Genomic DNA, 13,204 nt, shown 5'->3' with positions numbered 1-13,204 from the left:
AAAAATTAATTGTTAAAATAGACCATTTTGTAGTTTCATAGCGTAATGAATATAGGTTTCTGGTTAACGTTAAACCAAGCCTTATTCACTGACAGCTCCCAAAAAACTTTAAGGTAAGAAATGATGTATAAACTGATCGCACTAGATATGGATGGCACGCTACTCAATAGTGATAAAGCCATTTCTGAAGAAAACAAACAAGCGATCGCAAAAGCTCGAGAAGCAGGCGTTACTGTCGTTCTCGCTTCTGGTCGCCCATTAGAAGGAATGCAAGACAAGCTCGACGAACTGAATATCCATTCCGATCGAGATTTTGTTCTTTACTACAACGGTTCGATGGTCAAGAACGTAGGCACAAACGACATCATCCACCAGCAAATCATAGATGGTAAAGCTGCAAAATTGGTGGCGCGAAAAGCCGAAGAGCTAGGTGCGTACGTCCATGCTTTTAGTCAAGTTCATGGTTTAATCACCAACGAACACAACCCTTACACCGATATTGAAGCAAAGATAAATGGCTTAAATGTCACCGAGATGAACTTCGAATCACTAGAAGACGATCATCCAATCATCAAAGCTATGATGGTTGCAGAGCCAAGCAAACTAACAGAAGTTATAGCAGCACTGCCAGCTGAAATGCGCGAAGCGTTTACGGTTGTTCAAAGCGCTCCGTTTTTCCTTGAGTTTCTTAACCCTGCGAGCAACAAAGGTATTGGTGTTGCCGCAATTGCCGAGTATCTGGGAATTAAACCTGAAGAAGTTATCTGTATAGGTGACGCAGAAAATGACCACCACATGCTGAAATACGCTGGCCTTGGTATCGCGATGGCAAATGCAATGGAAGAAACCAAGCAAATCGCTGACTACATTACGGCAAGTAATGATGAGCACGGTGTCGCTAAAGCTATAGAAAAGTTCGTGCTCAATGCATAGCCCTTTCCGCCATGTCTGTTGCGTTAAGCTTCTTACGTTTAACACCCCTAGCCGTCCAAGATAGGCAAGCGGCGTTGTTCGTAGACTAAACGTGTAAAAGCCTTGCTGTAATGCAAGGCTTTGTTTTTACTCAAATACTAATAGATAACAAATACAGCCATCAATCTAGCAACGTTTTGCTCGGTTGGTTTTCACAAGTCAGCTTTCTTGCAAGCAGCATAAATAACAACATTAATAATGGATAATGTAACGTCGACAAGACTAATGACCACAAACCGCTAAACGATACGATATTAGCCGAGTACAAATAGAGTTGATCAACAAGCAACAATGCCAGCGTCACAAAGATCATCTGCCGAGTATCTAAATGTGCTTTCGACTCTTTAAATGTCATGACCAACGCTGATGCAGTGATTAAAATTGCTAGCCAGCGACCAAACACAGGTAATGGCCAGATGACGGAGATGACCGATGTTGCCGCAGTCATAATGAACCAGACGCCTTTTGAGCTTAGAACTTGATCAACGTTCACATCTTGATTTGTCTCCAGTCGAAGAACATGCCAAGCCACCAAGCTGCCTAACAGCGCGCCAAATAACATATCTAAAATAAAGGCACTGCCGAGGAAAAACTTACCTAATACCACAGTAAGAGTGATGAACACGAAGACTGCCGTTGTTCCATTCAAACCAAAATACTGGGTTCTATGAAACAAGAACGTCAGCACACAAAACCACACAGCGATAGGCAAGCTAGGAAAACTAAAGCCAAAGCTGTGCGTTAACTCCATCATTGGTATATAGACATGTGGGCGCGGTAGCGAAAAGCCTTGTTGAGCGACAAGCACCATAAGCGACGTTGCACTAATTGCGAAAAAGAGTCGGTACACAAACCGGCTACCAAAGCGCATCATGGCAAAAGGAAATAGAAAGAGTAGTACCGTTGGTTCTGTCAGATCTATAACGAGTTTCGAGATCTGACTAGCTACCTCGTAACTCGTTTCTGACAACGCCCCAACCCAACTCTGTAAATCTATCAGCCACGCCAATTCAACCTGACGAAATGAAGGCGCGGATTCAATCAGCTGAGTAACATAAGATACTGATTGCTTGGTAGCTTGATCAAAAAACTGAGTGACTTGTGGCCATTGCTCAGGATAACGATACAAAGATGATGGTAATTCAGATGGGCTAAGCAGCATCGCTGACGCAACTTCTACTCCATAATGAGGGGCAAACCAAATAGGCAGTTCATTTCCACCTAAAGAGTTATTCATAGAAAAAGCGATAATGGCAGAGTCTGATATACAGTCGTAAAAAACCGCAGTGTCCGTTCTGCCAAGCTCCTCTCCAACCGTAACCACTATACCGGTTTCTTCCCACGTTTCTCGTTGAGCAGCAACTTGTGGAGACTCACCATCAATAATGGTTCCGCCAGGTAGAGAAATCTTATCCGTTAATACTTCATGAACTAGCACTAACTTGTCATCAGCGCGAACAATACAGAGCGCTCCTTTAACTTCGCTCGCAGTGGCTTTAGCCGTAGAGATCGGTGAAACAGGTAACAAAATAAAACAAAGGATGAGTAATAACAGCTGTCTCAACACAAAATATGACCTTAAATAAACATAATGATAACCAATGAATCATGGCAGTTAATCTTATCTTTTTCGACAAAAATTAAGTAACGAGTTATGCCAAACTGAGTTGATCGCGTAAAACCCGATCTCAACGCTCACTGGAGAATAATTTAATGCAAACCTGACAAAAATCAGACAAAACATAAAATGTTGATCGCAATTCTGCCAGTTATATAAAGATAACGTCAGGACAAAGTCATACACATTTTGTGGGTTCTCATAGTTGACACAATAAAAAAGGGCTTATTATTCGCAAACAATAAACCCCAGTTATAATAACTATGTACTGATCGTTGAAACCAAGAATGAATCTTATCTCATGGTCAACGAATCAAATTCACTGGCCCGATCGTTAGTTAGACTTGCAATTCGCATCGCCTACTTTTTGCCAAACACCCCAAGGCCCTGAGCCTGCTGGATTATCACCTTGAGTCCACCACTGCGCTTGCCAAACTTTACCATTCCAAGTAACCGTATCTCCTTTGAGATACACTAAGCTGGCTTGCCATACAGTTGTACAGCTATCTGTGGGAGGCGTTGTCACCGTTTTCGCTTGAGCGGATACTAACGCTTGGTATTGTGTGCTGGTCTTATCAACGTTGAAGTTCAAAGCCACTCTTGCTTCTCCGCTCTGAGTAGCACCAAATTCAACATCAACACGACAACTTGCATTCATTGCTAACGTCGCCTGAGAGCACTGATCATTGGCAATAACAGCTGCATCAGTAACACCCGAAGCAAACGCGCGAACATTTTCCACAGTGAACGTGGTGCTCCCTGAATTCTGGATAACAAAGCTATGTTGCTGTAACTCCCCAACATTAAATGATGCCAGTGTCTGTTCGGTGGTGTATCCAACAGAAACATTCTCTTTTGGTGGTGTTGCTGTTCCGATAACACCATCGACAAAATTGCGCATAGCAGCGATATCGCTATAAACCCCATACATACCAGGACGAGCACAACCTATTCCCCAACTGACCACACCAAGTTGAGTAATTACACCACTGCGATTAATGACGATTGGACCACCACTATCTCCCTGACAAGAATCTATCCCACCTTGAGGAATACCCGCACAGAATGACACTTCTCCAACCGTTGTGTAGTTGCCACCGGCTTGACGGCAAGTCATATCCGACACAAGTGGGACGTCAACCTCTTGCAATCGAGACGGAGAGCTTCCTCCTTCAGAAGTTCGCCCTAAGCCAGCAACACTAAGCCAATCTCCGATGCTCGCGTATTGCGTTAGACTGCCATTCGCAATCTCAACTGAAGAAACACCTTGAGGCACAGAGTCGAGCTTCAATACCGCGAGATCATGAGAAAGCGTCGCGCGGCGATATGCCGGGTGCATATGGATCTCACTGACGTTTGCACGAACACCGTCACTACCGTTATAAACAACGCCACCGATTTTAACCGCTATCTGATTCGGAGAATCACCCTCAACACAATGCGCAGCAGTCAGGACGTAACCATTCCCGATATAACTGGCCCCACAATATGATCGGTTACCATAACGACTAACAATTTGGGTGTAGAATTTCCAGTCACGTGGGTCGGCAGTTACTCCGCCTACGATCTGGGGTTGGATAGTATGATTTTGCGTCTGTGACAAATCATCAGCACTTGCGAACATTGGCAAAACGGCTAAAGCAAGTAACGATTTTGTTAGTTTCAAAATATTGTCCTCTTGTTTTTGTAAGCACGATCCTCGTGCTACTAATAAACAAGCAGACAAAAACGCCGATACCAATGTGGGTGCATATCAATTTGTTAACATTGCGAGCAACTTATAGAGAAAAGTCTATTGACGAACTGAATGATTTCAATTCGATAGAACCTAAATCACAATATTAAAGTTAAATACGATTATTCGTTCAGCGGTTTTCTTAAATAGTGGATATGATGTGCAAATCCTTGTTTTTCATACAAAGATATTGCGCCCTGGTTAAAATGCCATACTTCAACAAACATCTGTTTTGCACCGTAATCAGAGAACGTTGACTCAATTTTATTAATCAATGCCTGCGCCGTACCTTGTTTTCGATATTCAGGCAGCACATAGAGCTCATCCACACTTCCCATCATAACTGGCTGGCTGACGGTAGAAATAAGTTCACAGAAGTGACCAGAGATAAAGCCAATAATTTCATCTCCTTGTTTTGCTACGTAAACAAGGCACTCAGGGTCGTCAATATATCGAGCAATGCTTTTTTCTTGTTCTATCTCCTCTGCCGTTTTGAAAAGCTCAGGAGATTGAAGATGATGCTCATCATGAAGCTCGAACATAAGATCGTTGAGCAACTCTAGGTCGCTAAAACACGCAGGTTTAATCGCAAACGTGGTCATACAAAGGGTCACTAAAAATGGAATGGCTGTAGTTTGTGAGGAAAACGTCGTATTGGCAAGTCACAAATGCTTTCACGATACGTTTGTACTGTTTGAACAACAAAAAGGCCCCTGCACTTAATAAACGTACAGAGGCAGAACCAACCAACAGAGTTCGAGGATCAGGGGTTAGTTAGAATTGAGTTTTTCTCAGCGTCGTAGCACTCGCTCAATTTCGTTCAAGCTACTTGGGTCATCAATCGTTGAGGGAACGGTGTATTTTTCACCATCAGCTATTTGACGTATAGTTCGACGCAAAATTTTACCTGAACGTGTTTTCGGTAAACGGTCTACAACCAACGCATGCTTGAAGCAAGCAACTGCACCTATCTCACTACGCACTTTGCCAACAAGCTCACCTTCAAGGTCTAGTTCATCCACTTTGACGCCGTCTTTCAGTACAACAAAACCAAGTGGAAGCTGACCTTTTAGATCATCGTGGATACCAACCACCGCACATTCTGCAATCGCTGGGTGGCCTCCTACTATTTCTTCCATTTCACCTGTCGACAATCGATGTCCCGCGACATTAATCACGTCATCAATACGTCCCATAATAAACAGGTAACCGTCTTCATCCAGATAGCCACCATCACCTGACACGTAGTAGCCTGGGAATTGGCTAAGATAACCAGTTTCAAAACGGTCATGATTACGCCAAACCGTTGGCAGACAGCTTGGTGGTAGCGGACGTTTTAATGCGACAAAGCCTTGTTGGTTAGGCCCGACAGCCTCTCCAAGTTCATTCAGAATCTCGACCTGATAACCCGGAATGGGCTTCGTCGAAGAACCAGCTTTAACTGGCATCATTTCGACACCTGTCGGGTTGCCCGCGATGGCCCAGCCCGTCTCGGTTTGCCACCAGTGGTCAATAACGGGCTTGTCCGCTTTGCTCTGAACCCACTCCAGTGTCGGAGGGTCGAGGCGTTCTCCCGCCATAAAGATGGTTTTCAGATTCGACAAGTCGTACTGTTTTAAGTGCTCACCTTCCGGGTCCTCTTTCTTAATCGCACGAAACGCCGTTGGTGCAGAGAACAACGCATCTACTTTATATTCATCACACACTCGCCAAAATGCGCCAGGATCCGGTGTTCGAACAGGCTTGCCTTCGAATAGGATAGTAGTGCAACCGTGAATCAGTGGAGCGTAAACAATGTAAGAGTGCCCTACTACCCAGCCCACATCAGATGCCGCCCAAAAGACGCCATCTTGAGGAATGTTATAGATTGCGCTCATGGAGTACTTCATCGCGACAGCATGACCACCGTTATCACGCACAACGCCTTTCGGCTTACCTGTCGTACCCGATGTATAAAGTATGTAGAGCGGATCGGTTGCTAACACCGGAACACAACCATGTGGCAGCGCTTGGTTGTACTCTCGCTGCCAATCTAAGTCTCTATCTTGGTTTAGCTCAGCGTCGCACTCTGGACGTTGGAAAACAAACACTTTCTCAGGCTTCCAACGGCTGTCCATAATGGCTTTGTCTACCATTGGTTTGTATGGAATGACTTTGTTGATCTCAATCCCGCACGACGCCGTCATGATCACTTTCGGCTCTGCATCTTCAATTCGTACAGCAAGCTCATTAGGTGCAAAACCACCGAATACTACGGAATGAATCGCCCCCAAACGCGCGCAGGCAAGCATCGCCATTGCGGCTTCTGGAATCATCGGCATGTAAATAACGACTCGATCGCCTTTTTCAACGCCTTGGGCAGACAGCATGCCGGCAATTTTTGCCACTTGGTCACGCAGGTCACTATAGGTATACGTTGTTTTATTGCCGGTTACTGGCGAGTCATAAATGAGTGCTGTATTATCACCGCGTCCTTGCTCGCAATGGTAATCCAATGCTAACCAGCACGTATTCATTACACCATCTGGAAACCAACGTTCTATGCCGTTTTCATCAGATTTCAAGATAGTTTTAGGAGATTCGAACCAATCGATATTCTCCGCTTGAGCGCGCCAAAAACTCTCCGGTTCGTTTTTCGCCCATAAGTATTCTTTTTCGTATGAAGACATATTGCTTCCTCCAGTATGTCCTGACGTTGCTCTCGTTCTACTCAAAGATCGCTCTTTTAATCCAAAGATCGTCTCTTTTAATCGAAGACATAGAAGGGTACACGCACAAATCCCTCCATCAGTATTCTCGCACTTCGGCTCATAATGGCTTTTTGCACCACCCAGCCCTGCTCAGTTTGCTTCGCTTGTGCCCCAACTTTTAACGTTCCTGACGGGTGACCAAAAGTCACGGACTCTTTTTCACCGCCACCAGCGGCTAAATTCACTAACGTTCCGGGCACACACGCAGCAGAAGCAATAGCAACGGCTGCTGTTCCCATCATTGCATGATGTAGCTTGCCCATCGACAGCGCGCGAACGAGCACATCAATATCCGACTCATTAACGGCTTTACCACTTGAAGACAGGTAACTTTTCGGTTTAGAAACAAACGCTATTTTCGGCGTATGTTGGCGTGTTTGAGCTTCTTCTAAATCAGAAATCAGGCCCATTTTTAACGCGCCATATGCGCGGATGGATTCGAACATCGCTAATGCTGTGTCATCGTTGTTGATATCGTCTTGCAGCTCGGTGCCCTGATATCCTATCGATTCAGCATCAATAAAAATGGTTGGTATGCCCGCGTTAATAAAGGTCGCGTTGAACGTACCCACATCCGGCACCACTAAATCATCAACTAAGTTACCCGTAGGGAACATACTTCCTTCGCCATCAGAAGGGTCAACGAAATCGACTTGAATCTCGGCAGCCGGAAACGTCACGCCATCGAGCTCAAACTCTCCAGTTTCCTGGACAAAACCATTGACGATTGGCACGTGAATCAAGATGGTTTTGCTGATGTTCACCTGCCAAACACGCACCGTCACAATGCCATTTTCTGGAATGCGATCTTGTGGGATCAGACCAGCATGAATGGCGAAAGGACCGACAGCGGCAGACAAGTTGCCGCAGTTACCGCTCCAATCGACGAATGGTTTGTCGATCGACACTTGGCCAAATAAGTAGTCAACATCGTGATCGGCTCTGCTGCTGCGCGAAACAATCACTGTTTTACTGGTGCTTGACGTCGCGCCCCCCATGCCATCAATTTGCTTCGCGTACGGATCAGGGCTGCCAATAACGCGTAACAACAGTTTGTCACGTGCGGCTCCAGCCACTTGGGCTTCTTGAGGCAAATCCTCTAGGTTGAAAAAGACACCTTTACTCGTGCCGCCACGCATGTACGTCGCGGGCACTTTTATTTGGCTTGTTTGATTCGGAGTATTATTTGACATACGCACTCCTTATTGTGCCAAGAAATCTTGCGCGAAACGCTGCAGAACACCGCCTGCGTTGTACACGTGAACTTCGTCAGCGGTATCTAAGCGACAAGTAACCGGAACATCGACTTTATCGCCGTTGGTGCGTGTGATAACCAGCGCTAAATCAGCGCCCGGCTTGATTTCTCCAACCACGTCGTAAAGTTCCGTACCATCCAGCTCTAGCGTATTGCGGTTAACGCCCGACTTAAATTGCAGTGGTAGTACGCCCATGCCAACCAAGTTAGTACGGTGAATACGCTCAAATCCTTCAGCAACAATGGCTTCTACGCCTGCCAGTCGAACGCCTTTTGCTGCCCAGTCACGGGATGACCCCTGACCGTAATCCGCGCCAGCCACCACGATCAATGGTTGTTTACGATTCATGTAGGTTTCAATCGCTTCCCACATACGAACCACCTGCCCTTCTGGCTCTACACGCGCCAGAGATCCCTGCACGACTTCGCCGTTTTCCTTCACCATTTCATTGAACAACTTTGGATTAGCGAAGGTCGCGCGTTGCGCCGTTAAGTGGTCACCACGGTGAGTCGCGTAAGAGTTGAAATCTTCTTCTGGCACACCCATTTTCGCTAAGTATTCACCTGCTGCGCTGCTTCCAAGAATCGCGTTGGATGGTGATAAGTGATCAGTGGTGATGTTGTCGCCCAGAATCGCCAATGGACGCATACCAGACAATGTTCTTTCTCCCGCTAGCGCACCTTCCCAGTACGGTGGTCGGCGGATATAGGTACTCATCGGACGCCAGTCGTACAGCGGGTTGGGATTTTGCTCTTGATCATTCAGCTTAAACATCTGAATGTAAACTTGCTTAAACTGCTCAGGTTTAACATGAGTACCGACAACTGCATCGATCTCTTCATCGCTTGGCCACAAATCATTTAAGTAAATTGGTTTGCCATGTTGGTCAGTGCCCAATGCATCGCGCTCGATATCAAAACGAATCGTACCCGCTAGCGCATAAGCGACAACCAATGGTGGTGAAGCCAAAAAAGCTTGTTTGGCGTACGGATGGATTCGACCATCAAAGTTACGGTTACCAGAAAGCACCGCTGTTGCATATAAATCACGGTCGATGATCTCTTGTTGGATTTTTGGATCCAGCGCACCACTCATACCGTTACAAGTTGTACATGCGTAACCAACAATGCCAAAGCCAAGCTTCTCTAGCTCTGGTAATAAGCCCGCTTCTTCCAGATACAAGCGTGCAACTTTAGAACCCGGAGCAAAAGACGATTTCACCCAAGGTTTACGTACAAGACCAAGTTCGTTGGCTTTCTTCGCGACAAGGCCAGCAGCAACCACGTTTCTTGGGTTACTGGTATTCGTACATGAGGTAATAGCAGCGATGATCACTGCACCATCTGGCAACTCGCCTTCTTTCTCTTCCCACGCTCCAGAAATACCGCGCTGTGCCAACTCAGAAGTTGGTAAACGACGATGAGGGTTTGACGGACCAGCCAAGTTACGGCTAACTGATGATAAATCGAACTCAAGTACGCGCTCGTAAACGGCGCTATCAAGATCGTCTGCCCAAAGACCGGTTTGTTTTGCGTAATTTTCTACGAGAGCAACTTGTTCTTCATCTCGACCAGTTAGTTTCAAGTAATTGATGGTCTGCTCATCAATATAAAACATGCCAGCTGTTGCGCCGTATTCTGGTGTCATGTTTGAAATCGTTGCGCGGTCTCCGATCGTTAGATCACGTGCGCCTTCTCCGAAGAATTCAAGATATGAAGATACCACACGCTCATTACGCAGAAACTCAGTAATCGCGAGGACAATATCCGTTGCGGTAATGCCCGGTTGACGTTTACCCGTCAGTTTGACACCGACAATATCTGGTAGACGCATCATTGATGGTCGGCCAAGCATGACGGTTTCTGCTTCCAGACCACCGACACCTATCGCAATAACACCAAGAGCGTCTACGTGAGGCGTGTGACTGTCCGTACCCACACAGGTGTCTGGGTAGGCAATGCCCTGCTTTGCTTGTACCACAGGAGACATTTTTTCCAAGTTGATTTGGTGCATGATGCCATTCCCAGCTGGAATCACGCTGACGTTTTCAAACGCTGTTTTACACCACTCAATAAAGTGGAATCGGTCTTCATTACGGCGCTCTTCAATCGCGCGGTTTTTGTCGAAAGCATCAGGGTCAAAGCCCGCATGTTCAACCGCTAAAGAGTGGTCAACGATCAATTGTGTCTCAACCACTGGGTTCACTTTTGCAGGATCACCACCCTGATCTGAAATGGCATCGCGCAGACCCGCTAAATCGACTAGAGCGGTCTGACCAAGAATGTCATGACAAACAACGCGTGCTGGATACCAAGGAAAATCAAGATCGCGTTTGCGTTCAATTAACTGTTTCAGGCTATCTGTCAATGTGTTCGGGTCACAGCGGCGGACCAGTTGCTCAGCTAGCACGCGAGAGGTATAAGGGAGTGTTTCATAGGCTCCAGGAGAAATGGCATTGACGGCTTCGCGTGCATCAAAATAATCCAGTTGAGTTCCCGGAAGCGGCTTACGATATTGAGTATTAATATTTGTGTTCATGGTTTGCTTCCATTCAGTCTTTACATCTTGCCTTCATCAAGGTTTTCCATTGCTCCAGAAACACAGTGATGAGAGGATCTCCTTCCTCTGTTAGAGAGAATGACAAAGGAAGGAGGTGGTCAACCAAAGCATATAATGCCCTCGTTGACCTTCGCGCTAGCGATTCTCGATAGGCACCCATTCTTGATGATCTGGGCCCGTATAATCGGCACTTGGGCGAATAATACGGTTATTGGCACGCTGTTCATAAACGTGTGCAGCCCAGCCCGTTAAACGACTCATCACAAAGATTGGGGTAAATAGTTTGGTTGGAATGTCCATGAAGTGGTAAGCCGATGCATGGAAGAAGTCCGCATTACAGAACAGACCTTTCTCTCGTTTCATCACTGATTCAACACGCTCAGAAACCGCATATAGATGTGTATCACCAACTTGTTTCGATAGCTCTTTGGACCAGCGTTTTATTAAGGCGTTGCGAGGGTCACTTTCACGATAAATCGCATGACCAAATCCCATGATCTTGTCTTTATTGGCTAGCATTTTCATGATGTTCGCTTCCGCCTCGTCGGGCGTTTGCCAATCTTCAATCATTTCCATCGCCGCTTCGTTCGCACCGCCGTGAAGTGGTCCACGAAGCGTACCGATTGCTGCCGTGATACAAGAATGGATGTCTGACAACGTTGATGCACAAACGCGTGCTGCGAATGTAGAAGCATTAAACTCATGTTCAGCATAAAGAATGAGCGAGCAATGCATCACTTGTTTGTGCAGCGCAGATGGCGCTTTGTCTGTAAGTAATCGCAAGAAGTAACCACCGATGCAATCTTCAGTCTGATCCTCGGTGTTGATACGCACTCCATCATGACTAAAGCGGTACCAGTAACAGATGATGGCAGGGAACAAGGCTAGCATACGTTCGGTTGCTTTCAGTTGCTCCTCAAAGCTCGTTTCCTGCTCTAGGTTACCCAATACAGAACAACCCGTGCGCATTACGTCCATTGGGTGTGCGCTTGCAGGAATTAACTCTAAAGCTTGTTTTAGCTCGGCTGGCAAACCTCTAAGGCTGAGTAGGTGTGTCTTGTACGCATCAAGTTCTTGTTGATTTGGCAAGTGACCGCGTAACAGAAGGTGAGCCACTTCTTCAAACTGTGCGTTGTTCGCAAGATCAGTAATATCGTATCCACGATAAGTTAAACCAGTTCCCGTTTTTCCGACAGTACATAAAGCTGTGCTTCCTGCGCTTTGACCACGAAGGCCTGCGCCACCTAATTCTGCTTTCTTTTCTGCAGTTTGAGACATTGTTTGAACTCCTTTTCTGTCTGACTTTTCCCTCTCTGGGGTGTTTTTAGCCAAACGAATTTCACGTTATTAGATGAGATAAATTCCGATTATCTTTTTCTTGGGCTTCCGTTTATTTTTGCTTTTCCCCCGCTATTTCCCTTCAGAGAATAACTGGTCAAGTTTGTCTTCGTAGTCGTGGTAATTCAGGTGCTGATACAACTCTTTACGTGTTTGCATCGAATCAACCAGTGCTTCCTGATTACCCACTTCTAGCAAATGTTTGTAGACCGTTTCAGCAGCTTTGTTCATGGCACGGAACGCACTTAATGGATAAAGCACCATGTCCACTTTTGCTTTCGCTAGCTCATCGCAGCCATACAGCGGTGTCGCGCCAAATTCTGTAATATTCGCCAGAATAGGAACGTGCTTTCCGGTCGCTTGCTCAAGCGCATTTGAAAACTGAAGGTACTGGTCCAGCTTGTTCATCGCTTCTGGGAAGATCATGTCTGCGCCAGCTTCCACACACGCAATCGCGCGCTCGATTGCGCTGTCCATGCCTTCAACAGCTAACGCGTCAGTACGAGCCATAATCACGAAACTTTCATCATTGCGTGCATCAACCGCGGCTTTTACACGATCAACCATCTCTTGCTGGCTGACTATTGCTTTGTTCGGACGATGACCACAACGTTTCTGTGCGACTTGGTCTTCCATGTGCACCGCTGCCGCGCCTGCTTTTTCCATCGCTTTGATCGTGCGAGCAATGTTAAATGCACCGCCAAAACCCGTGTCGATATCAACCAAAAGAGGCAAATCACATGCGTTAGTGATGCGGTCAACGTCAACCAAAACGTCGTTTAATGTTGTGATACCGAGATCCGGCAATCCGTATGAAGCATTTGCGATACCGCCACCAGACAAGTAAATCGCTTGGTGACCCAAGTTTTTTGCCATCATGGCGCAATACGGGTTTATAGTGCCGACAATTTGTAGTGGATTATTTTGTTCAATGGCGAGTCTGAATTTCGCTCCCGGTGTTAAGCTCATGACGAAT

At 46.2% G+C, this 13,204-nt stretch carries 9 protein-coding genes; 1 reads left to right on the top strand and 8 read right to left on the bottom strand.

Going from position 1 to position 13,204, the window contains the following annotated elements; all coding sequences use genetic code 11:
• Positions 1-123: 123 nt before the first annotated feature.
• Positions 124-933 carry a Cof-type HAD-IIB family hydrolase gene (locus L3V37_RS16210; protein WP_237306613.1) on the top strand — a complete coding sequence of 270 codons (810 nt, stop codon included), beginning with the start codon at positions 124-126 and terminating at the stop codon, positions 931-933.
• Positions 934-1,093: 160 nt separating this feature from the next.
• Here L3V37_RS16210 and L3V37_RS16205 read toward each other — a convergent pair whose 3' ends face one another.
• From L3V37_RS16205 to prpB, 8 genes are all read right to left on the bottom strand, one after another.
• Positions 1,094-2,539, bottom strand: coding sequence for a bifunctional NUDIX hydrolase/phosphatase PAP2 family protein (locus tag L3V37_RS16205; protein WP_237306598.1), 1,446 nt, complete (start codon positions 2,537-2,539; stop codon positions 1,094-1,096).
• A 385-nt stretch (positions 2,540-2,924) separates the two neighbouring features.
• On the bottom strand, positions 2,925-4,256 hold the full coding sequence (locus tag L3V37_RS16200; protein ID WP_237306597.1) for a trypsin-like serine protease: 1,332 nt from the start codon (positions 4,254-4,256) through the stop codon (positions 2,925-2,927).
• A 191-nt stretch (positions 4,257-4,447) separates the two neighbouring features.
• Positions 4,448-4,927: a GNAT family N-acetyltransferase gene (locus tag L3V37_RS16195; protein ID WP_005377290.1), complete on the bottom strand. Its 480-nt coding sequence runs from the start codon at positions 4,925-4,927 to the stop codon at positions 4,448-4,450.
• Positions 4,928-5,116: 189 nt separating this feature from the next.
• Positions 5,117-6,994, bottom strand: coding sequence for a propionyl-CoA synthetase (locus L3V37_RS16190; protein ID WP_237306596.1), 1,878 nt, complete (start codon positions 6,992-6,994; stop codon positions 5,117-5,119).
• A gap of 77 nt (positions 6,995-7,071) precedes the next feature.
• Entirely contained in the window at positions 7,072-8,268 is a 1,197-nt protein-coding gene (gene prpF / locus L3V37_RS16185) for a 2-methylaconitate cis-trans isomerase PrpF (protein WP_005377286.1), read from the bottom strand.
• A 9-nt stretch (positions 8,269-8,277) separates the two neighbouring features.
• On the bottom strand, positions 8,278-10,869 hold the full coding sequence (gene acnD, locus L3V37_RS16180; protein WP_237306595.1) for a Fe/S-dependent 2-methylisocitrate dehydratase AcnD: 2,592 nt from the start codon (positions 10,867-10,869) through the stop codon (positions 8,278-8,280).
• 156 nt (positions 10,870-11,025) lie between these two features.
• Positions 11,026-12,168, bottom strand: a complete 1,143-nt coding sequence (gene prpC, locus L3V37_RS16175) for a 2-methylcitrate synthase (RefSeq protein ID WP_237306594.1) — start codon at positions 12,166-12,168, stop codon at positions 11,026-11,028.
• A 132-nt stretch (positions 12,169-12,300) separates the two neighbouring features.
• Complete coding sequence (gene prpB, locus L3V37_RS16170; RefSeq protein WP_005388185.1) at positions 12,301-13,197, bottom strand: methylisocitrate lyase; 897 nt, start codon at positions 13,195-13,197, stop codon at positions 12,301-12,303.
• Between the last annotated feature and the right edge of the window lie 7 nt (positions 13,198-13,204).

The sequence above is a fragment of the Vibrio sp. D54 genome (assembly GCF_021728075.1).
Taxonomy (GTDB): domain Bacteria; phylum Pseudomonadota; class Gammaproteobacteria; order Enterobacterales; family Vibrionaceae; genus Vibrio; species Vibrio alginolyticus.
This window is presented reverse-complemented; position numbering and strand designations above follow the sequence as displayed.